The following is a 1,141-nucleotide window of genomic DNA, read 5'->3' on the forward strand; positions in this document are numbered from 1 at the left end:
GGCGGCACCCGCGCACCGCGGCACCGGCCCGCACCACGGGAGCGCCTCGTGAGCGCGCCGACGCTCGCCGTCGGCGTACCGGTCGTCGCGCCGGTGAGCGCGTCGACGACGACGCCGGGCGTCGCGCCCGCAGCCCGTGCCCCGCGCCTCGTCGCCGCGCCGCCCCCCGACCGGTCCCTCCTCGACGCCCCGCTCGCGCGCCTCGACCCGGTGGGGCTCGACGCGCTGCTCGACGTGGCGGCGCTCCAGACCCGCGTGGACCGCAAGTACCTCGTGCCCGTCGACGCGGTCGACGCGCTGCTGCGCGGGCTGCCGGCGGACACGCGCGTCCTGCAGATCGGTGACCTGCGGGTCTTCGACTACGAGTCCGTCTACTTCGACACGCCCGACCTGCTGGCGTACCGCCTCGCCGCGCACCGGCGGCGGCAGCGCTTCAAGGTCCGCACGCGCACGTACGTCGACTCCGCCGCGTGCTGGCTCGAGGTCAAGACCCGCGGCGCCCGCGGCACGACCGTGAAGGAGCGCGTCGTGCACGCGCTCGAGGACCGCGCCGACGTGGCCCCCGGACGCGCCTTCGTCAGCTCGACGCTCGGCGCCCGCGGCATCGCCGGCGCCGACGACCTGGTGCTCGCGCCGGTCCTCGTCACGCGGTACGCCCGCGCGACGCTCCTGCTGCCGGGCACGGCGAGCCGCCTCACCGTCGACACCGGCCTGCTGTGGGACGACGGCCGCGCGCCCGTGCAGCTGCGCCGGCTCGCCGTCGTGGAGACCAAGAGCGGGTCGACCGCGTCCGCCGCCGACCGCCTGCTGTGGGCCCTCGGCCACCGGCCCGTGCGGATCTCGAAGTACGCGACCGGGCTGGCGACGCTGCGCCACGAGCTCCCGGCGACCCGGTGGAGCCGCACGCTGCACCGGCACCTGCTCCCCCACACCGAGGCGCCCGCGGCCCCCTGACGCACGGCCGCCCGCCCGCGCACGAGCACGCCCGCACCGCCCGCACCCGACACCGCCGTCGTCCCGCCGGCACCGCACGCGGCCCACCCCGGGCCCGAGGAGGCACGCCATGCCGCACCCCGTCCGTCGCCCGCTCGCCGCCGCCGCCGTCGTGGCGGCGCTCGCCGTGCCCGTCGCCGTCCCGGCC

At 78.9% G+C, this 1,141-nt stretch carries 1 protein-coding gene; it reads left to right on the forward strand.

The window, feature by feature from the left end; translation table 11 throughout:
* On the forward strand, positions 1–954 hold a 954-nt coding region (locus AB6N23_RS18420), incomplete at its 5' end, for a polyphosphate polymerase domain-containing protein (protein WP_412867402.1).
* Positions 955–1,141 lie beyond the last annotated feature (187 nt).

The organism is Cellulomonas pasadenensis (assembly GCF_047229365.1).
GTDB lineage: Bacteria > Actinomycetota > Actinomycetes > Actinomycetales > Cellulomonadaceae > Cellulomonas.